A 21,482-nucleotide genomic window follows, 5' to 3' on the forward strand; every position below is an offset into this window, starting at 1 on the left:
GGAAATCGCGTCCGCTTGCGACGCATGCTGATCGGCATGAGTCAGGAACGGCTGGGCGAGTTGCTCGGTCTCACTTTTCAGCAAGTCCAGAAATACGAGAAAGGCGTGAACCGCATCGGCGCGGGCCGCCTGTTCGAAGTCTCGCGCATACTCGGCGTGCCGATCGACTATTTCTACGAGGGCGTGATCGGCCAGCAGGCGGGCGGCGGCTTCGCGGAAGGCGAGACATCGCCGCCGGTGATGGAGTTCGTCTCCAGCGGCGAAGGGCTTCAGCTCAGCCTTGCGTTCATGAAGATCAAGGATCCGAAGCTGCGCAAGCGCGTGCTCGATCTCGTCAAGCAGATGGCCGAGGAACCGCACGACTGACGTTCAGGGCTTCGTCGCGCGCGCGGCCTTTTCGGCGAGGCCCGATGTGCCTTCGCGCGCGGCCAGCGCGGCATACACGTCGTCCGGCGTGATGCCGCTCGCGGCCCACAGCACGAGCAGGTGATAGAGCACATCGGCCGATTCCGACGTGAGGGCCTTTTTATCCTTCGTCGCGGCCGCGATCACCGCTTCGACCGCTTCCTCGCCGAATTTCTTGGCGCATTTTGCAACGCCCTCGGTGAGAAGAGCCGCCGTATAGGACGTCGCCGGATCGCCGCCCTTGCGCGAAGCGATGGTCGCGAACAGCTTGTCGATCGGATGGCTCGCCACTAATTCGTCCTGTCTTCCAGAAGCCGCCGCGCGATGACATTGGCCTGGATCTCGGCCGCGCCCTCGAAGATGTTGAGGATGCGCGCGTCGCACAACACGCGGCTGATCGGATATTCCAGCGCGAAGCCGTTGCCGCCATGGATCTGCAACGCATTGTCGGCGCAGGCCCAGGCGACCCGCGCGCCGAGCAGCTTGGCCATGCCGGCTTCCAGATCGCAGCGCCGCCCCTCGTCCTTCTCGCGCGCGGCGTAATAGCTGAGCTGGCGCGTGATGGTGATCTCGACCGCCATCATGGCGAGCTTGTCGCGCACGCGCGGGAATTCCATGAGCGACTGGCCGAATTGCTGGCGCTCCAGCGCATAGCGCACGCCGAGGTCCATCGCGCACAGCGCCACGCCGACCGCGCGCGCCGCGGTCTGGATGCGCGCCGCCTCGAAGGTCTGCATCAATTGCTTGAAGCCCTGGCCTTCCTCGCGGCCGAGCAGATCCTTCGCCGGCACTTCGAAGCCGTCGAAGCCGATCTCGTATTCCTTCATCCCGCGATAGCCGAGCACACCGATCTCGCCACCGCTCATGCCGGGCGCGGGGAAGGTTTCCCTCTCCGTGCCGCGCGGCTTCTCGGCCAGGAACATGGAGAGGCCGCGATAGCCCGGCTTCTCGGGATTGGTCCGTACCAGGAGAGTCATCATGTCGGCGCGCGCCGCATGGGTGATCCAGGTCTTGTTGCCGTAGATCTTGTAGACCTCGCCGTCCTTCACCGCGCGCGTCTTCAACGCCGCGACATCGGAGCCGCCCGACGGTTCGGTGAACACCGCGGTCGGCAGCTTCGCGCCGCTGGCAATCAGCGGCAGCCAGTGCTTGCGCTGGTCCTTGGTGCCGCCGGTCAGGATCAGCTCGGCGGCGATCTCCGACCGGGTCGCAAGCGAGCCGACGCCGATATAGCCGCGGCTGAGCTCCTCCGACACCACGCACATCGCGGTCTTGGAAAGGCCGGCGCCGCCGAATTCCTCCGGGATCGTCAGGCCGAAGACGCCCAGATCGCTGAGCTCGGTGATCACCGAGAGCGGGATCAACTCGTCCTTCAGGTGCCATTGATGCGCGAAGGGCGCGACCTTGTCCTGCGCGAAGCGGAAGAACTGCTCGCGGATCAGGCCCATCGTGTCGTCGAGGCCCGGATCGCCGATGAACATCGCGCCGGCATGTTTCGCCATGTGCTCCGCGATGGCACCGCGGATCTCGGGCCGGCCGCCGAGCGTGGCAAGCTCGCGCACCGTCGGCGTCCAGAACTCGGCCGCGTTGGTATCGTCGAGACCGAGATCGAAGGGCCGCGCGATTTCGTTCTGGCTCATCTGGATGCCGCCGGCGATCTGGGAAAGATATTCCGCGAAACCGGCGAGCAGCAGGAGCTGTTCGATCTCGCCGAATTTCTTGTCGTGCTCGAGATGACGGCCCCAGCGCGCCATCTGGCGCAGCGCCTCGACATAGGTTGCGAGCCACGCAAGGCCGTGCGTCGCGCGCTGTTCGCGGTCGAGCGCCTCGGCCGAGATCTTCCCGTCGACCGTCACGAGCCGGCCGACCGAATCCTTGGCGGCGGCCAGCAGGCCCTCGGCGGAAAATGCCGCCTCTTCGCATTTGGCCAACAGATGGGGAACGCTGAGCGGGAACATGCAAATCGTCTTCCGAATTTCGATCGGTTGAGCTTATCGGACTCCCCGATGCGATGCATCATGGGACGCCCGATTGCGATACGTGGCAACAAATCCGGGCCGGCGCTCAGTCCTTCTGCGCGTCCAGCACGTCCTCGAAGGTGCGCAGGCCCGTGCGCTGGGCGTTCACCAGCACCGCCATGTTGCCCGGCAGGTGCTCGTTCTTCCACATCTTGGTGTGGGCGCGCGGGATATCGGCCCAGGAGAACACCTCGGACATGCACGGATCGATGCGACGCTCGACGACAAGACGGTTCGCCTGCGAGGCCTGGAGCAGGTTGGCAAAATGCGAGCCCTGGATGCGCTTCTGCCGCATCCACACATAGCGCGCGTCGAAGGTGATGTTGTAGCCGGTGGTGCCGGCGCAGAACACGACCATGCCGCCGCGCTTTACCACGAGGCACGACACCGGGAAGGTCGATTCGCCCGGATGCTCGAACACCATGTCGACATCGTTGCCCTTGCCTGTGATGTCCCAGATCGCCTTGCCGAATTTGCGCGCCTCCTTCGTCCAGGAATCGTATTCGGGCGTGTTGACCTTGGGCATCGCGCCCCAGCAGTTGAAATCCTTGCGGTTGATGACACCCTTGGCACCGAGCGACAGGACGAATTCGCGCTTGGTCTCGTCGCTGATCACGCCGATGGCGTTGGCGCCGCTGACGGCGCAGAGCTGGATGGCGAAGGAGCCCAAGCCGCCGCTGGCGCCCCACACCAGCACATTGTGGCCGGGGCGCAGGATGTGCGGACGATGGCCGAAGAACATCCGATAGGTCGTGGCGAGCGTCAGCGTGTAGCAGGCCGATTCTTCCCAGGTCAGGTGCTTGGGCCGCTCCATCAATTGGCGGTCCTGCACGCGGGCGAATTGCGCGAAGGAACCGTCCGGCGTCTCATAGCCCCAGATGCGCTGGCTGGGCGAGAACATCGGATCGCCGCCATTGCATTCCTCGTCGTCGCCGTCGTCCTGATTGCAATGCACGACGATCTCGTCGCCGACCTTCCAGCGCTTCACCTTGGAGCCGACCGCCCACACGATGCCGGACGCGTCGGAGCCGGCGATGTGATAGGGGTTCTTGTGGCCGTCGATCGGCGAGATCGGCGTGCCGAGGCCCGCCCAGACGCCGTTGTAGTTCACCCCCGCCGCCATCACGAGGATCAGCACGTCGTGGCTGTCGAGCGGCCAGGTGGGCACGACCTCGATCTGGAAGGATTTCTCGGGCTCGCCATGGCGCTCCTTGCGGATCGTCCAGGCGTACATCTTCGCCGGCACATGGCCGAGCGGCGGAATCTCGCCGATCTCGTAAAGGTCCTTGTAGACTTCAAGCTGCGGCACGGAGTGCTGCGACATGTGTTGATCCTCTTCCCCTCGGCCGTCTTGTTGCGGCTGCACAATTGGCGGGGATTAGGCCCCAATTCTCTGCTGCATTGCAACAGGGGTTGTCATAAATGCACCGTCGTTGTGGCAATTCGGCAATAAAGTTACCGAGCACCGCGCCTTAGCGCCGCGACCAGCCCTTCTTGCCCGCGGCCTTTCCCGCGATTTCCTTGAGCTTTAACGCCTGGCGCAGCGAAAGCGACGTGCCGGGGCCGCCCTTTTCCGGGTCGCGGAAGGCCCGGCCGTATTTCTCGACCCGGGTCTCGACCGATCCCAGGAACTCGCCCTCCCAGTCAGACAGTTTCACGCCCGCCGTCTCGGCCGCCTTGCGCGCCTTCTTGAGCGCCCGCAGCGCGGCGCGCTTGGCGGCAGCCCTGCGATCTTCGTGGGTGGGAGGCTTGGATTTCATCGCTTGTGCAAGGCGGGCCGGCGGTCTGGACTGGGACGAAGGCTGAAGGAACCGGGCATGGAGATCAACGGCGTCGCGCACACCGTCATCACTGCCGGCGATTTCGCCCGGGCGCGGGCGTTCTATGGTGAGCTCCTGCCGTTCCTGGGATTGGCGCCGGTTATCGACATCAACGGGTTCTTCTACTGCGTCGGCGGGCGCACCGGTTTTGGGATCCGCGCCCCGGCGCCGGAGCACGAGGGCCAGCGCTTCCAGCAGGGCAGCGTCGGATTGCATCATCATTGCTGGCGCGCCCGCGAACGCGCCGATGTCGATGAAGCGCATGGGTTTCTCGTCAAGCTCGGCGCGAGGATCGTGCACCCGCCGCGACAGGACGATTTCGCGCCGGGCTATTACTCCGTGCTGTTCGAGGACCCCGACGGCATAAGGCTGGAGATCAATCACGTCCCGGGCCGCGGCCTGTTCGAGCCCGGCACGAAGGCGCCGCGGAACATCTAGCGCTTCGGATCGGTCAGCGCGTCGTAGAGCAGGCCTTGCGATACCGTCGCCAGGGACACGTTGCCGGCGGCGCCGGTGCCGAAGCGCTGGATCATGCCGAGGAAGAACAGATCGTTCTTCGGGTCGATCCAGAACCAGGTGCCGGCCGCGCCGCCCCACCAGATCGAACCCGCGCCCAGCTTGCTGTCGATCTTCGCCGGGTCCCTGGTGATTGCGAAATCCAGGCCGAAACCGATCGCCTCCCCGCCGATGGAGCGGCCGGCGGTCGCGTCCGACGGCTGCACGCCGGGCTCGATCTGGTCGGTCTCCATCAGTGTGACCGTCTCGGGCTTCAGGATACGCACGCCATTCAGCTCACCCTTGTTCAGCATCATCTGGCAGAACAGCGCGTAGTCATCGACCGTCGACACCGATCCGCCGCCGCCCGATTCCATCGGCGGCGGCTTGGTGAAGTCCTGGACCATCGGGATCGCCGACGTCAGCTCATAGAGCTTGTCGCCGGTCAGCTGGTTCTTGGCATAGACGCCGGAGAGGCGAGCCGCCTTGTCCGGCGGCACCATGAAACCGGTGTCGGTCATGCCGAGCGGGCCCCAAATATGCTCCCGCAGGAATTGGCCGAACGTCTCGCCCGACAGTTTCTCGACGATATAGCCCTGGATATCGACGGCGGCGGAGTAGGACCATTTGGTGCCGGGCTGATACAGCAGCGGGATCTTGGCGATCCGGCCGATCATCTCCTTGAGCCCGTTCGACTCCAGCACCTTGTCGGCGCGGAATGCGTCGTCCACCGGATTGCCGGTACGCAATCCGTAGCCGAAGCCCGCCGTGTGGGTCATCAGCTCGCGCATGGTGGGCGGATGCTTCATGTCTTCCAGCGCGCCGTCGGCGCCAAGCACCTTGAGACCGGCGAATTCCGGAATGAATTTCGTCACCGGATCGTCGAGCTTCCACAGCCCCTTTTCATAGAGGATCATCATCGCCACGCCGGTCATCGGCTTGGTCTGCGAATACATGCGGAAGATCGTGTCGCGCGCGATCGGCGTCGCCGCCGCCATGCTGGCCAGGCCGTGGCCGTGCAGATCGACGATCTTGCCGTGACGCACCGCCAGTATCTCGATACCAGCGACCTGGCCGTCATCCACCGCCTTGTCCATCGCCGCGTCGAGCAGTTTCAGCCTGGCGGGATCGAAGCCGGCGCTCTCCGGCGCGGCCTGCGGCAGAGGCGTGGCCCACGCCGCCGCGAGCGAGAACCAAATGGCGGAAGCCGCCAATAATAATCTGCGCATGCTTTCCCCCAGCGGTCAGTGAACGTGATGCGGATCCTTCTCGCCCGCTTGAACGGCGGTGGCGAGCGCGTCCGTCGCGACCGGGCAGGTGAAGAAGGCCGAGCGGGCGCAATTGGGATTATAGGCGTCGTTGAAGTCGATGGTCACGCTCCTGGGCGGGAACGGCCCGAAGCCGTCGACATCGACATAGCGGCCGGCGCCATAGGTCACCTTGCCCGTCAGATCGTCCATGAAGAACGCGCTCAGCTCGGCGATCTTCGCCGGATCGTTGTCGCCGGCATAGAAGGGCAGGGTGAAGGACTTGCCGTTCAGCTTGAAGGTCGCGTCGCCCGCGTGAAAGAACTGCTTGTCGGTGCCGCGCGAGGTGCGGAAGACGCGCGGCGGCAGCTTCGGATCGGGCGCGAACGTCGCGGTGACGCGATAGGCGGGATTGTAGGGAAAATAGATCACGCCCTTGAAGCTCAGCGCGTCGGCGCGCTTCTGATTGTAGAGCATGATGCGAACGCCCATCACGCCGGCGCCGACCTGGGTCGCGAAGCCCTGAATGTCGACATCGGCGTCGATCGCCACGCCCCGGCGCAGCGCCGCGTCGTCGAGCGTCTTGCCCCCCATCACCGCGCTCATATGGCCGGCGTGGTAGGTTGCCGAAAGGATGCCGCCGGCCTTGCCCTGGACCCAGTGATACGAGTCCGGTTTGCCCTTGGTGCCGGTCAGCGTCGCGCTCTGGCCCTCGCCGAGATAGGCCGCGTCTTGGATCTTCAGAATCGCATGCGGGGTCGCGGCCCAGGCCTTGTTGGCGTCGGCGATGCCGGCCCGCCAATCGGTCTCGATTCTGTCCGGGGCCGGCGCCGCGGCCAGGAACAGCGTGGCCGCCAGCGCCGCCATGAACGTCCCTATACGCATCGCCTTCACTCCCTTTTTGCAGTGCAGCAAAATTTCGCCTAGTCTTGCCGCCACGCAATTTCTGCAACACCACCGAGACATGTCGCGCGACAAGCCCTGGATATTCCGCACCTATGCCGGCCATTCAAGCGCCAAGGCGTCGAATGCGCTTTATCGCACCAATCTGGCCAAGGGCCAGACGGGCCTGTCGGTCGCTTTCGACCTGCCGACTCAGACCGGCTATGACAGCGACGATCCCATCGCCAAGGGCGAGGTCGGCAAGGTCGGCGTGCCGGTCTCCCATATCGGCGACATGCGGGCGCTGTTCGACGGCCTGCCGCTCGCCGACATGAACACCTCCATGACGATCAACGCGCCGGCGGCGTGGATGCTGGCGCTCTATGTCGCCGTGGCCGACGAGCAGGGCGCGCCCCGCGACAGCCTTGCCGGCACGACGCAAAACGACATCGTGAAGGAGTATCTGGCGCGCGGCACCTACATCTTCCCGCCCGGGCCGGCGCTGCGCCTGACGACGGACACCATCGCCTTCACGACGGCGCAGATGCCGAAGTGGAATCCGATCAATTTCTGCTCCTATCATCTGCAGGAAGCCGGCGCCGACGCGGTGGAGGAAGCGGCCTTCGCGCTGGCCACCGCCGTCTCGGTGCTCGACGCCGCCAAGGCGCGCGGCGCCATCCCGCTTTCGGAATTCCCCAAGGCCGTCGGGCGGATGAGCTTCTTCGTCAATTCCGGCGTCAAATTCATCACCGAGATCTGCAAGCTGCGCGCGATGGCGGCGCTGTGGGACGAGATCACGCTGGAACGCTATGGCGTGACCGATCCGAAGCAGCGGCTGTTCCGCTATGGCGTGCAGGTGAACTCGCTGGGCCTGACCGAGCAGCAGCCGGAGAACAACGTCTATCGCGTGCTGTTCGGCATGCTGGGCGTGACGCTCAGCAAGAACGCGCGCGCCCGCGCGGTGCAATTGCCGGCGTGGAACGAGGCGCTCGGCCTGCCGCGGCCCTGGGACCAGCAATGGTCGCTGCGCCTGCAGCAGATCGGCGCCTTCGAGACCGACATGCTCGAATATGGCGACATCTTCGACGGCTCCAAGGTGATCGGCGAGAAGGTCGAACAGCTCAAGCTGCAGATCCGCGAGGAGATGGCGCGGATCGCGCAATTCGGCGGCACCGGCACGCAGGCGGCGCTCGAATACATGAAGGAGCGGCTGGTCGCCTCCAACGCGGCGCGGGTGGAAGCCATCGAGCGCGGCGACGAAATCCGCGTCGGCGTCAACGCCTATAAGGAGACCGAAGTCTCGCCGCTGACCGCCGGCAACGGCTCCTTCATGACGGTCGACGAATCGGCCGAGGCCGAACAGATCGCGCGGCTGAAGGCCTGGCGCGCCGGCCGCGACGCCGGCAAGGCGGCGGCGGCGCTGGCCGCGCTGGAGCGCGCCGCGCGGGAAGACACCAATCTGATGGCGGTCTCCATCGATTGCGCCAAGGCCGGCGTCACCACCGGCGAATGGGCGAGAGCGCTGCGCAAAGTGTTCGGCGAGTACCGGGCGCCGACCGGCGTGGCGGCCAGCGCCCCGGCGCGCAATGACGAGCGCATCGGCAAGCTCAAGGACGAGGTCGACGCTGCCTCGATCAAGCTCGGCCGGCGGCTGACCTTCCTGGTCGCCAAGCCCGGCCTGGACGGCCATTCCAACGGCGCCGAACAGATCGCGATCCGCGCCCGCGACGCCGGGATGGACGTGATCTACAACGGCATCCGCTATTCCCCCGACGATATCGTTGCGGAAGCCTTGGCGAAGCGGCCCCATCTGATCGGCCTGTCGGTGCTGTCGGGCAGCCATGTCAGCCTGGCCCGCGACGTGGTCGCCAAGCTGCGCGCGGCCGGACTTTCGGACATCAAGGTGGTCGCCGGCGGCATCATCCCGGAGGCGGACGAAGCGGCGCTGAAGGCCGCCGGCATTTCCGCCGTGTTTTCGCCCAAGGACTACGACCTCAACCAGATCATGCACGGCCTGGTCGAGCTGGTCCGGCAATAAAAATAAAGGTGTCATCCGCCGCGAATGCGGCGGACCCAGGTGAAATCTGCGGCGCTGGCGCAGGCGTCAACTGGGTGGCCCGCATTCGCGGGCCATGACAGTTTTGTTTTGAATGCACGGATGCCCATGCGGCAAAGAGGTCACAATCCCGCCAAAAGGTCGTACAATTGTAACCCTCTTGCGGGAGGGAGCGGTGATCCAGCGTTACGATGTCGTCATTGTCGGCGGTTCTTTCGCGGGGCTTGCCTGCGCGCGCACCGCCGCGCTCAAGGGCCTGAAGGTCGCCGTGATCGATTCCAAGCCGGAGCCGGGCGCGCGGGTACGCACCACCGGCATCGTGGTCAAGGAAGCGAGCGACGATTTCGACCTGCCGGCGCGGCTGATGCGCAAGGTTCGCGGCGTGCGGCTCTACGCGCCGAACGGCCGTTCGCTCGATCTTTCGGCACCGGGCTATTTCTTCCAGGCGACCGATACCGCCGGCGTGCTGCGCTGGATGGCCGGCGAGGCCGAACGCGCCGGCGCCGCCCTGCTCTATGGCCGCAAATTCGAGACTGCCATCGAGCACGAACGCGGCGTGGCGCTTCCCAGCCTCGGCCTGCATGCCGGTTTCCTGATCGGCGCCGACGGCGCGCGCTCCAGAGTCGCCGAGACCTTCGGCCTCAGCCGCAACACGCGGTTCGTCGCCGGCCTCGAAATAGAGTGCGATCCGCTCGCCGATCTCGACGGCCGCTTCCTGCACTGCTTCGCCGACAGCCGCATCGCGCCGGGCTATATCGCCTGGGCGGTGCCGGGCGTGGACGCGACCCAGATCGGCGTCGCGGCGCGCCGGCCCGACAAGCCGGATCTCGGCGAATTGCTGCGGCGCCTCAAAGGCGTGTGCGACATCCGCAATATCCGCGTGCGCCAGCGCCGCAGCGGATTGATCCCGACCGGCGGCACGCTTTCGCATCTGGGCACCAACCGCGTGCTGCTGGTGGGCGACGCGGCCGGCATGGTGTCGCCGACCACCGGCGGCGGCATCCATTTGGCGCTCAATTTCGGCCGCCGCGCGGCGCAGCTTGTCTCGGACTATCTCAACGATCGCGGCCCCCATCCCGTGGCGCAGCTCGCGCGCGAGGCGCCGCGCTTCCGCAAGGCGCGCTTCCTGCGCCGGGTGCTCGACGGCGCGCCGCCAAACCCGTTGATCAACGCGCTCTTGATGACGGCGCCGATGAAGGCGCTGGCGCAGCGGCTCTATTTCCACAGCCGCGGCGTGGGCGCCGGGTCCTTCGACGCATGGGCCGAGGAGTTCGAGCGCGGCGAGCTTGCCAAGGCCGCGCCGGAATTGCCGGCGCCGAAGCTGCGGCTGATCTAACGGCCGCATGGATCGCAGGACATTCCTCGCCGCGCTGATGGCAACAAGTCTTCCCTTCCCCTCCCGCGCCGACCAGTGCCGCGACAGCGCCGACAACGCGCGCGACATCGACTGGCTGACGACGCAGATCGCAGCGCGTTACGCCTATCTGGCGGATCGGCACATCGACATCGACAAGCTGCGCCGCCTCTATGTCGCCGGGGCCGGCGCGGTCTGCGAGCCGCATGCGTTCCTGAACGTGCTGGAGCGCTTCCTCGCGGAATTCCACGACCATCACATCGAAGCAAAAGTGAACAACGCGCATTCGCCGCAGCTCGTGCCGAGCGGGGACCGATCTGTGGGCGGGTATGCGGGACGGCAAGCCCGTCATCGAGCAGGTGCGACCCCGTTCCGAAGCGGCCAGGGCCGGTTTGCGGGCGGGCGACGAGATCGTCTCCATCGGCGGTGTCGCAGCGCGGACGGCGATAGCGGCGCAGGCGCCGCGCTGTCTCTCGGCGGACGATCCCGAAGCCGACGACTATACGCTGCGCGTCCTGCTGGCCGGCACGCATGACGCGCGCCGCAGCTTCGTCGCGCGGAACGGCGCGGAACGGAGCATCGACCTGCCGAGCTTCGTGCGGCCAGAAATCGACATGCCGCTGACGCAACGGACGATCGGCGCCGTCGGCTATATCCGGATCGAGAACAGCCTGGGCGATAGCGCGCTGGTGGCGGCCTTCGACGCGGCGCTGGCCGATTTGCGCGACGCCAAGGCGCTGATCCTCGATCTGCGCAACACGCCGAGCGGCGGCAACACCGCTGTCGCCGAACCGATCCTGGGGCGCTTTGTCTCCGAGCGGTCCGGCTATCAGCGCGTCTTCGATCCGGGGCCCGGCAAGGCGGCACCCGCGGGCTCCTGGGTGCGCAAGGTCGAGCCGCGCGGCATGACGGTCGCCCAGCCTCTCGCTGTGCTCGTCGACCGCTGGACCGGCAGCATGGGTGAAGGCATGGCCGTCGGCTTCGACGGCCTGAAACGCGCGACAGTGGTCGGCACGCGCATGGCGGGGCTTTGCGGCGCCACCACGGATTTCACCTTGCCCAGGAGCGGCATCGGCGTCGCCTTCCCGACCCAGCGCCTTTATCACCTTGATGGCACACCGCGCGAGGCATGGTCGCCGCCGGTTTTCGTCGACCCCGCAATGCCAGGCGACGATCCGATCCTCGATCGCGCCCTGGTCGTGCTCGCCCGATAGATCGGGTGCGATCAACGCTTGATCCCGGCCTCACCACCCGCGCATCTTGGCGCCCATGGAACAGTTCGACCGCAAAAGCGCCCTCGCCTTCATCGTCGCCTTCGGCATCGTCAGCCTGTTCGCCGACATGGCCTATGAGGGCATGCGGGGCCTGAACGGCGAGTACCTCGCCGCACTCGGCGCCAGCGGCGCGGCGGTCGGGATCATCGCCGGCGGCGGTGAGCTCGCCGGCTATGCCATCCGCCTCGTCTCCGGCCGCATCGCGCAAGCCTCCGGCGCCTATTGGCCGCTTGCCATCGGCGGCTATGGCCTGACCATGATCGCGGTGCCCGCGATGGCCTTCGCCTTCTCCTGGCAGGCCGCCGCCGTCTTCGTCGTGCTCGAGCGCACCGGCAAGGCGATCCGCAGCCCCGCCACCAACACGATGCAGGCCAAGGCCGGCGATCATATCGGCCAGGGCTGGGCGTTCGGCCTGCAGGAAGCGCTCGACCAGACCGGCGCCATCGCGGGCCCGCTGATCACCGCCTTCGTGTTGGCGCATCACGGCAGCTATCGCGCCGCCTATGCCTGGCTGGCGGTGCCGGCACTGCTAACGATGATCTCGGTCGGCATGATCGCGGTGCGCTACCGCTTTGCCGGGCGCATCGCGCCGGTGGATACGACAGCCGCCCCGCCGCGCTTCACCCGCGCGTTCTGGTTTTACGTGGCGAGCGCCTCGCTGCTCGGCTTCGGTTTTGCCGATTTCTCGCTGATGGCATTCCATTTCGGACGCAGCGGCATCATTTCCACCGCGCTTGTGCCGGTGTTCTACGCCGTCGCCATGGGAACCTCCGCGGTGAGCGCCGTGCTGTTCGGCCTCCTGTTCGACCGGCGCGGACTCATCGTGCTGGTTCCGGCGGTGCTCGCCGGCGTCTGCACCACGCCGCTGGTGTTCTTTGGCGGATTTTATGCCGCGCTCGCCGGCACGATCCTGTGGGGACTGGCGACCGGCACGCTGAACGCGCTGATGTCGGCCTCGGTCGCGAAACTCGTGCCCGAATCGATGCGCGCCCGCGCCTATGGATTGTTCTCGGCGATCTATGGCGTGTCGTGGTTCGCCGGCAGCGCGCTTCTGGGCGAGCTTTACGATATTTCGCTGCCGGCGCTGGTCGCGGCGGCCATCGCGGCGCAGCTCGCGGCGCTCGTTCCGCTGGCGCTGACGATCCGCGATTTCAATCGGAAAACGTAAGCAGCGACGGCGCCGCGCCGAACTGCGCTTTCAGCCGCTCGAACTCGGCCCGCGCCTGCGCATTGGCGCGCTGGTGCCGCTCGGCGAAGATGAACTCGTTCTTGAGCGTGTGTTCGAGGCCGACAAATTCCGTCACCCGCACCTTGTAGCCCTGCGCTTCGAGATAGAGCCCGCGCAGCACATTGGTCAGATGGGCGCCGAATTCGCGGCGCTGGATCGGGTGGCGCCAGAGCTGGCGTTCCGGCTTCTTCGAGTTTTCGAGCATCGCCGCCACTTCCGCCTGGCAGCACGGCACCAGCGCGATGAACTTCGCCTCGTGGCGCAGCGCGAACAGGATCGCCTCGTCGGTCGCCGTGTCGCAGGCATGCAGCGCCGTCACGACGTCGGCGCCGCCCGGCACCTGCGCCTCCGCGATGGTGCTTTCGACAAAGTTCATGCGGGCAAAGCCGCTCTCGGCCGCGATGCGCTTGGAGGTCTCGATCAGATCGTGCCGCGCCTCGATGGCGACGACGCTGCCGCGTCCCTGTTTGGCGAAGAACAGATCGTAGAGCACGAAGCCGAGATAGGATTTGCCGGCGCCGAGATCGGCCAGCACCGGCTCGCTCTTTTCCGCGAAGGCGCCGTCCAGCGCCGGTTTGATGAGCTGCGCCAGGTGCAGCACCTGTTTCAGCTTGCGCCGCGAATCCGCGTTCAGCGCGCCGTCGCGCGTCAGGATATGCAGCGCCTTGAGCAGCGCCACCGACTGGCCCGGCCACAGTTCCGCCACCGGGTCGGGTCGGGTTTCCTTGCGCGCCTGTTTCGCCATGCGGCCAGTCTATCGCGCGCCTCTATTGGGAAAGCCAGTATTGCAGCCCCGATTTCGGCGGGCCCGCAAAACATTGCCGGTTCAGCCTATAGGTTCGGATGACAGACGCGGCGCGCTCCGCCGCCTGCTCGTCGTCGCCGAAATCGAGCAGGGCCGCCATGCCGCTCATCACGCTCCAGCCGCCTTCGTTCTTCGCGGCCTTCGCGGCCGCCGGATCCAGGCCGATGCAGACTTCGCCATGGGCGCTTTCCTTCGGCACCAGCCCGGCGCGTTTCCAATAGAGCATGGTGGGCGCCTCGCGGGTCACGAAGCATTCCTCGTCGAAGTGGTAGAAATTCAGCACGGCGAGCGCCCGGAGCGCATCCTCGTGGCGCGGCCCGAAATTCGCCAGCCGGTGCGAGAAATCGCCGAGCCGCCAGGTGCCGTCGGTGTTGGACGCCCGCACCTGGGCCGGATTGAAGGGCGTGCAGTCCTCGCCGGAAGGCGGCTCATAGCCGGCGGGCAGGCGCGGCCCGATGCCGATGAACCCCGAATTGCCGAACCAGGAATCATCGGAAGGCTTGGTTGGAGGCGGCGGAGTCTCGACGGGCGCGGCGGCGGCAACAGCGGCCGGCGGCGGCTCGGCGACCTGCGGCGCCTCGTTCCAGGCGCCGGAAAATTCGAGCGGCGTGCTGGTCGCGTAGTTCCCGCGGCCGGAGGCGTCGGGAAAATCGGTCTGCACCTCGGCGCGCAAGGCGCGGCCGACCGAGGGACGCAGCGTCAGGCGCTTATGCGCCGTGCCGGTGTCGAACTCCGCCGCGATGCTCGCGATCTCGGTGCTGTCCGGCCCGACGGAATAGAGCCGCGCCGGATGGAGGCCCCAATCGCACGCGCGCGGCTGGCAGCGGCCATAGACATGGATGTCGAGGCGGCCGCCCGTGCCGGGCGCGATCACCAAGCGCGCCAGACCGCCCGCATCCGGCGTCGCGGCGGTCCAGACACCGAGGAAATCGGCGCTCGCGGCCGAGGCCGGTCCCGCCGCCAAGACAAGCAGCATGGCGAAGGCGAACGCCCTGAATCGCATCGATTATCTCTCCCGCCGCGGCGGCCCGTTCCGGTTCCTGCCCTATGTCATGGTAACGTTATCCGGACTCGCGGGACAGGGTGTGGACCCGGCTCGCGGGCGCGGCTATACCCCCGCCTCCCATGACCGACCTCGCGCACATCCGCAATTTCTCCATCGTCGCCCATATCGACCATGGCAAGTCGACGCTCGCCGACCGGCTGATCCAGTTCACCGGCGGGCTGACCAATCGCGAGATGAAGGACCAGGTGCTGGACTCGATGGATATCGAGCGCGAGCGCGGCATCACCATCAAGGCGCAGACCGTGCGCCTGCAATACAAGGCGAAAGACGGCGAGACCTATACGCTGAACCTGATGGACACGCCGGGCCATGTCGATTTCGGCTATGAGGTCAGCCGCTGTCTTGCCGCCTGCGAAGGCGCGCTTCTGGTGGTGGATGCGAGCCAGGGCGTGGAAGCGCAGACCCTCGCCAATGTCTACCAGGCGATGGACGCCAATCTCGAGATCGTGCCCGTCCTCAACAAGATCGACCTGCCCGCCGCCGAGCCCGAGCGCGTCCGCCAGCAGATCGAGGACGTGATCGGCATCGATGCGTCGGAAGCGGTTCCGATCTCGGCGAAGACCGGCCTCAATATCGACCAGGTGCTCGAGGCCGTCGTCACCCGCCTGCCGCCGCCCAAGGGCGACATCCATGCGCCACTGAAGGCCCTTCTGGTCGATAGCTGGTACGACGCCTATCTCGGCGTGGTCGTGCTGGTCCGCGTCATCGACGGCGAACTGCGCAAGGGCCAGAAGATCCGCATGATGAACGCCGACGCCTATTACCAGGTCGAGCAGATCGGCGTGTTCACGCCCAAGAAGGTCAATGTCGAGGTGCTCGGCCCCGGCGAGGTCGGCTTCCTCACGGCGCAGATCAAGCAGGTGGCCGACACCCAGGTCGGCGACACGATCACCGACGAGAAGCGCGGCACCGCGACGGCGCTTCCCGGCTTCAAGCCGGCGCAGCAGGTGGTGTTCTGCGGCCTGTTCCCGGTCGATGCGGCGCAGTTCGAAGATTTGCGCAGCGGCCTCGGCCGCCTGCACCTCAACGACGCCAGCTTCACCTACGAAATGGAGACCAGCGCCGCGCTGGGCTTCGGCTTCCGCTGCGGGTTCCTGGGCCTGCTGCATCTGGAGATCGTGCAGGAGCGGCTGGAGCGCGAGTTCAACCTCGACCTGATCGCGACGGCGCCGAGCGTCATCTACCAGATCCACCTGACCGACGGCACGGTGATGGAGCTGCACAATCCGGCCGACATGCCCGACGTGATGAAGATCGCCAAGATCGAGGAGCCTTGGATCAAGGCGACGATCCTGGTGCCCGACGATTATCTCGGCGCGGTGCTGAAGCTGTGCGAGGACCGCCGCGGCCGCCAGGTCGAGCTCACCTATGCCGGCAACCGCGCCATGGTGGTCTATCACCTGCCGCTCAACGAGGTGGTGTTCGATTTCTACGACCGGCTGAAATCGGTGAGCCGCGGCTATGCGTCGTTCGATTATCACATCGAAGGCTATGAGGAGGGCGACCTCGTCAAGATGTCGATCCTGGTCAATGGCGATCCGGTCGATGCGCTGTCGATGATCGTCAACAAGGGCCGCGCCGAAGGCCGCGGCCGGGCGATGTGCGAGAAGCTGAAGGAGCTGATCCCGCGCCACATGTTCGTGATTCCGATCCAGGCGGCGATCGGCGGCAAGATCATCGCGCGCGAGACGCTGAGCGCCCTGCGCAAGGACGTGACGGCGAAATGCTATGGCGGCGACATCTCCCGCAAGCGCAAGCTCCTCGACAAGCAGAAAGAGGGCAAGAAGAAGATGCGCCAGTTCGGCAAGGTCGATATCCCGCAGGAGGCGTTCATCGCCGCGCTGAAAATGGATCAGGATTGAGCTAAGGCTTGCGCCGATACCCTTCGCGTATCCACTTTGCTACGCTACCAGCAGTCCAGACCCCGTACAGAACAAGCACGATTGCAATAGGCAGGGCTATCGGCGGCAAAAGTGTGATGGCCGTCCATTCCAGTAATTGGTCATCTCTCGCTTGGTCGACGACCCGATCTGCTTCGGGTTGGACCGCGTTTTGGGCCGGCCCCATTTTTGTGAGCATGCAATCGGTCTGGCGTGGGTCTTCTTGTGCTTGTGCGGCGACAGAGGCGTCAACCCTCGAAGAATTGCAGAGCGTCTCGATTTTGAGTTTTGTGGCAATTGACTCGAAATCTGTTGCTGTAGGAACAGGGCCTCTGTTTTTTAAGCACCGTTGATAAGCACCTTCACCTGCAGCATAAACATTCGCGCTTTCCTCGGCTTGGCATTGATCGGCAACCTGCGCCGAGACATCAACCGCTTGGTGCCGGGGCAGCGGTTTCCAAAAATGCCATCCAGATAATGCGATCCAAATCAACGCAAGAACGAGCCAGAGCCGTTGATGGCCTCTGCTACGAAGTAATCCGACGATGGTGCCGTTTAGAGCAGTGAGGGTCATGCAGCTTGGCGTTTCGGCAATTTCTTAATCTCAGCGCCGACTTCCTGTTCGGCCAGCCGGAGTTCATAGAGCTTCTGCAAATTCAGCCAGAAATCTGCGCTCGTGCCGAACCAGTGGCCGAGCCGAAGCGCGGTGTCCGCCGTTATCGCGCGCTCCCCGTTCAGAATTCCCGTAATGCGGTTGGTCGGAATCCGCAATTGCCGCGCAAGCTCTGCCGCGCTCAATCCGAGTTCTTCCAGCGCCTCCTTGAGATGCTCGCCGGGGTGAATGGGTTGACGCGCCATATCCAGTAACCTCAATGATAGTCTACGATTTCGACATCGCTCGGACCGGTAGAATTGCCGTCCCAACGAAAGCAGATGCGCCACTGATCGTTGATCCGGACGCTCCATTGGCCGCTGCGATCTCCCTTGAGCTTTTCGAGCCTGTGCCCGGGGAAGTTCGCGATATCGGCCAAACTTGTCGCTGCGCCAAGCCGATCCAGCACCCGTTCCGCCCTCTGCCGAAACGGCTCGAATTGCTTGACCCTTTCGCCTCCGGCGAACCGCTCCGTGCGCGCATTCGCAAAATTCAGGATCATGCTTGACGATAGTGGGAATTATGCGTTACGTCAACCATAATGACCGAACTTGACCTTCTCGCCTTGGCGCGGTCCACGACGGCCGACGAGATTTCCTATTTCGGCCAGATGATCACCATCAATTTCGCGATGATTGTCGCGATCTATTATTTTCTCAATCAGGCACAACTAGCGATGAAGCTGTTCGCCTTCGTCGCCTATATGGTCGGCATGCTGCTGTTCTTCGGACAGATGCTGTTCGAGGCGAACGTCAAATTCGAGGTCCTGACGTCTTTGCGCGCCTTGGCGCACCCATCCGCGGTGACCGCGTATTACGTTGCGCTTTACGACACCTGGCTCGGGACCGCGACCGCCATCCTGTTCAACGGCGCGATCTGGATCCTTTGCCTGGGGATTTTCTACTTGCTGTTTTTCTGGCGCAAATCGCCGGAAGAGCGCGATGTGCGTATCCTGGGGAGCCGATCCAAAGGGCCGCCCGGCCAATAGACCTCCAATCCGCCGCAATCGGGTCTAGACTTCCCGCTATCGTGGCGAGGGGAATTCATGTCGGATCATGGTGCCGTGCCGCTACGGCCGGAATCCGAGCACGCGCTCGCGCTGACCCGGCTTGCCGCCGGCGCGGTGCAGGGTTTGGCGCTCTATCTGCTGTATCGCTGGGCGGCGGACAAGATCTGGCCGGCGACCGATCCCTATTGGCTGGCGCCGCTCGGGCTGGTGTTCCTGTTCGTGCCGCTGCTCCTCGTCCAGGCGGCGGGCACCTTGCGGATACGGACGCTCGTGCCATGGCTCGTCGGCGTGACGGCGCTTCTGGCGGGGCTTGGCTGGTACGGCGTGTGGCGCAATTGGCCGTCGGCCAGCCCGGACATCCCCGACGCCGGGATGACTTTCGCGCTGGTGGCGGCAAGCTTCGTCGGGCTGTTCATCGCCCAGTCGCTCGTTCTCGCCGGCGACGCCGAGCGCAAATTCATCGCGCCCTATCCCGCCTATTTCGATGCCGCGACCAAGCTTGCGGTGCAGTTCGCGGCGACGATCGTCTTCGTCGCGGTGTTCTGGGGCGTGCTGTGGCTCGGCGCCGTCCTGTTCAACCTGATCAAGCTCGATTTCCTCGAGACGCTGCTCGAGAAGGAGTGGTTCGCGATACCGGCAACCACGCTGGCCTCGGCCGCGGCCATCCACGTCACCGATGTGCGCGCCAAATTGTGGACCGGCATCCGGACCGTCGCGCTGACCCTGCTCTCCTGGCTTTTGCCGCTGATGACGCTGATTGCGGTCGGCTTCACCGCGAGCCTGGTTTTCACCGGCCTGGCGCCGCTTTGGGCGACCCGGTCCGCCGCCGGATTGCTGTTGAGCGCCGCCGGCGTGGTCGTCGTGCTGCTGAACACCGCGTTCCAGGACGGCGCGCCCGAGCACAGCCGGGCATGGATTTTCCGCTACGCACAATTCGCGGCCGGGCTGGTGCTCGTGCCGCTGGTGACGCTGGCGGCCTATGCCCTGTGGCTGCGGGTGGCGCAATATGGCTGGACGGTGGAGCGGATCGCGACCGCCGCGACCATCCTGATCGCGCTTTGCTATGCGTTCGGCTACGCGGCGGCGGCGCTGCTTTCGTTCTCCGGCGGCGCGTGGATGCGCCTGGTGGCGCCGGTCAATGTCGCGACGTCCTTCGTCATCCTCGCCGTGCTGCTGGCCCTGTTTACGCCGCTGGGCGATCCGGCGCGGCTTTCGGTGGCAAGCCAGATCGCGCGGCTGAAAAGCGGCACCGTTGCCGCGAAGGCGTTCGACTACGGCTATCTGCGGTCGGAAGGCGGCCGCTACGGTCACGACGCGCTGGTCGCGATCTCGAAGACCGATTTCGGCGTCGCCACCGTCGTGGTGCACGATCGAGCCAAGGCGGCATTGGCCGAAACGGTTCTGCCCGCAGCACCGATCAAGCTGGCGGGGCCGGCGGATCTGGCGGCCGATGTCGCGGTCTATCCCAAGGGCGCCAAGCTTCCGGACAGCTTTCTCAAGCAGGACTGGCATGCGGAAAATTTCATTCCGGGCACTTTCGTGCCCGACTGCCTGCGGCTGGCGGGCGCCAAATGCGACGCCATTCTCCTGGACCTGGACGGCGACGGCCGCGACGAGATTCTGATCGCGGACAATATCGAGCAAGGCGGAATCGCGGGGCTGTTTCGCGAGGGGCCGGACAGCCATTGGACGCGCGCGGGACAGGTCATCATTCCCGTTTGCGCCAAGGTCGCCGCCGCTTTGCGCGACGGACAGTTCACATTGGCCGCTCCGTTATACCGCGACATCGCGGTGGGCGGGATCGTGTTGCAGGTCGAGACGGCGCAAAGGCACGTCTGCGGCTAGTCTCACGCTCGCCTCCGCGCGGGCTTGATGCTAGGACCGGCGCCTGTTCAAGGCGCGCGTCATGTCCCCGCTTGTGGCTCTGATCGACTATGGCTCCGGCAATCTCCGCTCGGCGGAGAAGGCCTTGGCGCGCGTCGCGGCCGAGCGCGGGACGGGACAGGAGATCGTCGTGACGGCGGATGCCGCGGTGGTCGGGAGGGCCGAGCGGATCGTGCTGCCGGGCGTCGGCGCCTTCGCCGATTGCATGACCGGGCTGTCCGCCCTGCCCGGCATGGTGGCGATGCTGAACGAGCGCGTGATCGGCCGGGGCGTGCCGTTTCTCGGCATCTGTGTCGGCATGCAGCTCATGGCGAGCGTCGGTCGCGAATTCGGCGATCATCCGGGGCTTGGCTGGATCGCCGGCGAGGTCGTCCGCATGACGCCGTCCGATCCGGCGCTCAAGATCCCACAGATCGGGTGGAACGAGTTGTCGTTCGCCCGCGTCCATCCCGTCACCGACGGATTGCCGGCGCACGCCAACGCCTATTTCGTGCACTCCTACGTCTATTCCTGCGCGCGGGAGGCGGACGTGCTGGCGCGCACCGATTATGGCGGATCGGTCACCGCGGCGATCGCGCGCGACAACCTCGTCGGCGTGCAATTCCATCCCGAGAAGAGCCAGGCCGTCGGCCTCGCTCTGCTCGGCAATTTCCTCGTCTGGACGCCATGATCCTGTTTCCCGCTATCGACCTGAAGGATGGGCGCTGCGTGCGGCTGAAGCGCGGGCTCATGGACCAGGCGACGGTGTTCAACGACGACCCGGCGGCGCAAGCGCGGCAGTTCCAGGCGGCCGGCTTCCAATGGCTGCATTGCGTCGATCTCAACGGCGCCTTCGACGGCCGTTCGGTGAACGCGCAGGCGATCCGCGCCATCCGCGCGGCGATCGACCTGCCGATCCAGCTCGGCGGCGGCATCCGCGACATGGCGGCGGTGGAGGCCTGGCTGGCGGCCGGGATCACCCGGGTGATCCTGGGGACGGCGGCGCTGAAGAACCCCGCTTTCGTCCGCGAGGCGGCACGGGCCCATCCCGGACGGATCGTGGTCGGCGCCGACGCCAGGGGCGGCAAGGTCGCGACCGAGGGCTGGGCCGAGGTCTCCGATCTCACGCCGGCCGATCTTGGGCGCAAGTTCGAGGACGCCGGCGTGGCGGCGATCCTGTTCACCGACATCGATGGCGACGGGCTGCTGCAGGGCGTCAATGTCGCGGCGACGGCGGCTTTGGCGCGGGCGGTTCGGATACCGGTCATCGCGTCCGGCGGGGTGGGCAGCCTGGCGGACATCGAGCGACTGCTGGCGGCGCGGGAACCGAATATCGCGGGCGTGGTGATCGGGCGAGCGCTCTATGACGGCCGGGTCGATCCGGCGGCAGCGCTCACTCTGGCGAACGCTGTTTAGCGTTTTGCAAAC

At 65.8% G+C, this 21,482-nt stretch carries 22 protein-coding genes; 11 read left to right on the forward strand and 11 right to left on the reverse strand.

What is annotated here, in order from left to right; translation table 11 throughout:
- Nucleotides 1-24 precede the first annotated feature (24 nt).
- Nucleotides 25-366: a helix-turn-helix transcriptional regulator gene (locus tag WDM86_10355; protein ID MEI9990431.1), complete on the forward strand. Its 342-nt coding sequence runs from the start codon at nt 25-27 to the stop codon at nt 364-366.
- A gap of 3 nt (nt 367-369) precedes the next feature.
- Here WDM86_10355 and WDM86_10360 read toward each other — a convergent pair whose 3' ends face one another.
- The 4 genes from WDM86_10360 to WDM86_10375 all read right to left on the reverse strand — a co-directional run bounded on the left by WDM86_10360 (nt 370) and on the right by WDM86_10375 (nt 4,264).
- On the reverse strand, nt 370-696 hold the full coding sequence (locus tag WDM86_10360) for a phosphoribosyl-ATP diphosphatase (GenBank protein ID MEI9990432.1): 327 nt from the start codon (nt 694-696) through the stop codon (nt 370-372).
- On the reverse strand, nt 696-2,363 hold the full coding sequence (locus WDM86_10365) for an acyl-CoA dehydrogenase family protein (protein MEI9990433.1): 1,668 nt from the start codon (nt 2,361-2,363) through the stop codon (nt 696-698). The genes WDM86_10360 and WDM86_10365 overlap by 1 nt, the downstream gene beginning before the upstream one ends.
- A gap of 106 nt (nt 2,364-2,469) precedes the next feature.
- Nucleotides 2,470-3,747, reverse strand: coding sequence for a crotonyl-CoA carboxylase/reductase (ccrA, locus tag WDM86_10370; protein MEI9990434.1), 1,278 nt, complete (start codon nt 3,745-3,747; stop codon nt 2,470-2,472).
- Between the two features lie 148 nt (nt 3,748-3,895).
- A complete protein-coding gene (locus WDM86_10375) occupies nt 3,896-4,264 on the reverse strand; it encodes a hypothetical protein (GenBank protein MEI9990435.1) in 369 nt (122 codons plus the stop codon).
- Here WDM86_10375 and WDM86_10380 point away from each other — a divergent pair.
- On the forward strand, nt 4,241-4,681 hold the full coding sequence (locus tag WDM86_10380) for a VOC family protein (GenBank protein ID MEI9990436.1): 441 nt from the start codon (nt 4,241-4,243) through the stop codon (nt 4,679-4,681). The two genes, WDM86_10375 and WDM86_10380, sit on opposite strands and share 24 nt — an antisense overlap.
- Here the strand turns inward: WDM86_10380 and WDM86_10385 are convergent.
- Together WDM86_10385 and WDM86_10390 are read right to left on the reverse strand one after the other, a co-directional pair.
- Nucleotides 4,678-5,967, reverse strand: coding sequence for a serine hydrolase domain-containing protein (locus WDM86_10385; protein ID MEI9990437.1), 1,290 nt, complete (start codon nt 5,965-5,967; stop codon nt 4,678-4,680). The two genes, WDM86_10380 and WDM86_10385, sit on opposite strands and share 4 nt — an antisense overlap.
- A 15-nt stretch (nt 5,968-5,982) precedes the next feature.
- Nucleotides 5,983-6,870, reverse strand: a complete 888-nt coding sequence (locus WDM86_10390; protein MEI9990438.1) for a DUF1684 domain-containing protein — start codon at nt 6,868-6,870, stop codon at nt 5,983-5,985.
- Nucleotides 6,871-6,949: 79 nt separating this feature from the next.
- Between WDM86_10390 and WDM86_10395 the strand changes: the two genes are divergently transcribed.
- The 4 genes from WDM86_10395 (at nt 6,950) to WDM86_10410 (ending at nt 12,719) form a co-directional block, all read left to right on the forward strand.
- Nucleotides 6,950-8,905: a protein meaA gene (locus tag WDM86_10395; protein MEI9990439.1), complete on the forward strand. Its 1,956-nt coding sequence runs from the start codon at nt 6,950-6,952 to the stop codon at nt 8,903-8,905.
- Between the two features lie 193 nt (nt 8,906-9,098).
- On the forward strand, nt 9,099-10,259 hold the full coding sequence (locus WDM86_10400; protein ID MEI9990440.1) for an NAD(P)/FAD-dependent oxidoreductase: 1,161 nt from the start codon (nt 9,099-9,101) through the stop codon (nt 10,257-10,259).
- Between the two features lie 410 nt (nt 10,260-10,669).
- Complete coding sequence (locus WDM86_10405) at nt 10,670-11,491, forward strand: S41 family peptidase (GenBank protein ID MEI9990441.1); 822 nt, start codon at nt 10,670-10,672, stop codon at nt 11,489-11,491.
- Between the two features lie 55 nt (nt 11,492-11,546).
- Nucleotides 11,547-12,719: an MFS transporter gene (locus WDM86_10410; GenBank protein ID MEI9990442.1), complete on the forward strand. Its 1,173-nt coding sequence runs from the start codon at nt 11,547-11,549 to the stop codon at nt 12,717-12,719.
- On the opposite strand, the gene WDM86_10415 is transcribed toward WDM86_10410, so the two are convergent.
- On the reverse strand, nt 12,703-13,524 hold the full coding sequence (locus WDM86_10415) for an SAM-dependent methyltransferase (protein ID MEI9990443.1): 822 nt from the start codon (nt 13,522-13,524) through the stop codon (nt 12,703-12,705). The two genes, WDM86_10410 and WDM86_10415, sit on opposite strands and share 17 nt — an antisense overlap.
- Before the next feature lie 22 nt (nt 13,525-13,546).
- Nucleotides 13,547-14,587 (reverse strand): hypothetical protein, encoded by a 1,041-nt coding sequence (locus WDM86_10420; GenBank protein ID MEI9990444.1) that lies wholly within the window; start codon nt 14,585-14,587, stop codon nt 13,547-13,549.
- Between the two features lie 122 nt (nt 14,588-14,709).
- On the opposite strand from WDM86_10420, the gene lepA reads away from it, so the two are divergent.
- Nucleotides 14,710-16,512 (forward strand): translation elongation factor 4, encoded by a 1,803-nt coding sequence (gene lepA / locus WDM86_10425; protein ID MEI9990445.1) that lies wholly within the window; start codon nt 14,710-14,712, stop codon nt 16,510-16,512.
- A 1-nt stretch (nt 16,513) separates the two neighbouring features.
- Here lepA and WDM86_10430 read toward each other — a convergent pair whose 3' ends face one another.
- The 3 genes from WDM86_10430 to WDM86_10440 are packed head-to-tail and all read right to left on the reverse strand — an operon-like array spanning nt 16,514 to nt 17,684.
- A complete protein-coding gene (locus tag WDM86_10430; protein MEI9990446.1) occupies nt 16,514-17,104 on the reverse strand; it encodes a hypothetical protein in 591 nt (196 codons plus the stop codon).
- Nucleotides 17,101-17,388: a HigA family addiction module antitoxin gene (locus WDM86_10435; GenBank protein ID MEI9990447.1), complete on the reverse strand. Its 288-nt coding sequence runs from the start codon at nt 17,386-17,388 to the stop codon at nt 17,101-17,103. The genes WDM86_10430 and WDM86_10435 overlap by 4 nt, the downstream gene beginning before the upstream one ends.
- An 11-nt stretch (nt 17,389-17,399) precedes the next feature.
- Complete coding sequence (locus WDM86_10440) at nt 17,400-17,684, reverse strand: type II toxin-antitoxin system RelE/ParE family toxin (GenBank protein MEI9990448.1); 285 nt, start codon at nt 17,682-17,684, stop codon at nt 17,400-17,402.
- Between the two features lie 39 nt (nt 17,685-17,723).
- On the opposite strand from WDM86_10440, the gene WDM86_10445 reads away from it, so the two are divergent.
- From WDM86_10445 to hisA, 4 genes are all read left to right on the forward strand, one after another.
- Nucleotides 17,724-18,170, forward strand: a complete 447-nt coding sequence (locus tag WDM86_10445) for a hypothetical protein (protein ID MEI9990449.1) — start codon at nt 17,724-17,726, stop codon at nt 18,168-18,170.
- Between the two features lie 57 nt (nt 18,171-18,227).
- Nucleotides 18,228-20,036: a hypothetical protein gene (locus tag WDM86_10450; protein MEI9990450.1), complete on the forward strand. Its 1,809-nt coding sequence runs from the start codon at nt 18,228-18,230 to the stop codon at nt 20,034-20,036.
- Nucleotides 20,037-20,097: 61 nt separating this feature from the next.
- Nucleotides 20,098-20,745 carry an imidazole glycerol phosphate synthase subunit HisH gene (hisH, locus tag WDM86_10455; GenBank protein ID MEI9990451.1) on the forward strand — a complete coding sequence of 216 codons (648 nt, stop codon included), beginning with the start codon at nt 20,098-20,100 and terminating at the stop codon, nt 20,743-20,745.
- Nucleotides 20,742-21,470 carry a 1-(5-phosphoribosyl)-5-[(5-phosphoribosylamino)methylideneamino]imidazole-4-carboxamide isomerase gene (gene hisA, locus WDM86_10460; GenBank protein MEI9990452.1) on the forward strand — a complete coding sequence of 243 codons (729 nt, stop codon included), beginning with the start codon at nt 20,742-20,744 and terminating at the stop codon, nt 21,468-21,470. The genes hisH and hisA overlap by 4 nt, the downstream gene beginning before the upstream one ends.
- Nucleotides 21,471-21,482: the final 12 nt, after the last annotated feature.

This window comes from Rhizomicrobium sp. (assembly GCA_037200045.1).
Classification (GTDB): Bacteria; Pseudomonadota; Alphaproteobacteria; order Micropepsales; family Micropepsaceae; genus Rhizomicrobium.

Bases quoted from the DNA above. Each gene is read 5' to 3' on its own strand.
- WDM86_10355 (MEI9990431.1), top strand. From the start codon at position 25: ATGCTGATCGGCATGAGTCAGGAACGGCTGGGCGAGTTGCTCGGTCTC.
- WDM86_10365 (MEI9990433.1), bottom strand. From the start codon at position 2,363: ATGTTCCCGCTCAGCGTTCCCCATCTGTTGGCCAAATGCGAAGAGGCG.
- ccrA (MEI9990434.1), bottom strand. From the start codon at position 3,747: ATGTCGCAGCACTCCGTGCCGCAGCTTGAAGTCTACAAGGACCTTTAC.
- WDM86_10380 (MEI9990436.1), top strand. From the start codon at position 4,241: ATGGAGATCAACGGCGTCGCGCACACCGTCATCACTGCCGGCGATTTC.
- WDM86_10385 (MEI9990437.1), bottom strand. From the start codon at position 5,967: ATGCGCAGATTATTATTGGCGGCTTCCGCCATTTGGTTCTCGCTCGCG.
- WDM86_10390 (MEI9990438.1), bottom strand. From the start codon at position 6,870: ATGCGTATAGGGACGTTCATGGCGGCGCTGGCGGCCACGCTGTTCCTG.
- WDM86_10395 (MEI9990439.1), top strand. From the start codon at position 6,950: ATGTCGCGCGACAAGCCCTGGATATTCCGCACCTATGCCGGCCATTCA.
- WDM86_10410 (MEI9990442.1), top strand. From the start codon at position 11,547: ATGGAACAGTTCGACCGCAAAAGCGCCCTCGCCTTCATCGTCGCCTTC.
- WDM86_10415 (MEI9990443.1), bottom strand. From the start codon at position 13,524: ATGGCGAAACAGGCGCGCAAGGAAACCCGACCCGACCCGGTGGCGGAA.
- WDM86_10420 (MEI9990444.1), bottom strand. From the start codon at position 14,587: ATGCGATTCAGGGCGTTCGCCTTCGCCATGCTGCTTGTCTTGGCGGCG.
- lepA (MEI9990445.1), top strand. From the start codon at position 14,710: ATGACCGACCTCGCGCACATCCGCAATTTCTCCATCGTCGCCCATATC.
- WDM86_10430 (MEI9990446.1), bottom strand. From the start codon at position 17,104: ATGACCCTCACTGCTCTAAACGGCACCATCGTCGGATTACTTCGTAGC.
- WDM86_10435 (MEI9990447.1), bottom strand. From the start codon at position 17,388: ATGGCGCGTCAACCCATTCACCCCGGCGAGCATCTCAAGGAGGCGCTG.
- WDM86_10440 (MEI9990448.1), bottom strand. From the start codon at position 17,684: ATGATCCTGAATTTTGCGAATGCGCGCACGGAGCGGTTCGCCGGAGGC.
- WDM86_10445 (MEI9990449.1), top strand. From the start codon at position 17,724: ATGACCGAACTTGACCTTCTCGCCTTGGCGCGGTCCACGACGGCCGAC.
- WDM86_10450 (MEI9990450.1), top strand. From the start codon at position 18,228: ATGTCGGATCATGGTGCCGTGCCGCTACGGCCGGAATCCGAGCACGCG.
- hisH (MEI9990451.1), top strand. From the start codon at position 20,098: ATGTCCCCGCTTGTGGCTCTGATCGACTATGGCTCCGGCAATCTCCGC.
- hisA (MEI9990452.1), top strand. From the start codon at position 20,742: ATGATCCTGTTTCCCGCTATCGACCTGAAGGATGGGCGCTGCGTGCGG.